The sequence below is a fragment of the Aeromonas sp. SrichE-2G genome (genome assembly GCF_017939565.1).
Taxonomy (GTDB): domain Bacteria; phylum Pseudomonadota; class Gammaproteobacteria; order Enterobacterales; family Aeromonadaceae; genus Aeromonas; species Aeromonas taiwanensis.
In genome coordinates, this window is the sequence record NZ_JAGKRG010000057.1 from 1 (window position 1) to 388 (window position 388).

The 388-nt window shown below is 58.8% G+C and carries 1 protein-coding gene; it reads right to left on the reverse strand.

Going from position 1 to position 388, the window contains the following annotated elements; genetic code table 11:
- Positions 1-388 (reverse strand): hypothetical protein (locus J9885_RS19410; protein WP_210550464.1); only part of this gene is annotated, 388 nt, incomplete at both ends.

Genomic DNA, 388 nt, shown 5'->3' on the forward strand with positions numbered 1-388 from the left:
ACTGACCCCAGTCACCGTGATGAAGTTACTTATGTCGTCGAAATGATCCGTGGCTGCCGGCGGGGTCAGCACATTGTCCGACAAGGTATAGGTGTATCCAACCGTCGCACTCTTGCCATCCGCGCTCAACGTCACGCTAGTGATATCCAGCAACCCATTACCGGTATTGATGCCCTGTGGCAACACGCCGCCCGGTACAAAGTTTTGACCCAGCACGGTGATGCTCGCCACACCATCGGTTGCGCTCACCGTGAAGGTGCCGCTCACCGCCTCTCGGGTGTCACTGTTCAGGGCCGGGTCTGACAGCTCATTGCGCCCATCCGCTAATGCCGTTTCATAGACCGTTGTGGTGGCCCCACCGGCTGCCACGACAGTGACACTCTGGCTG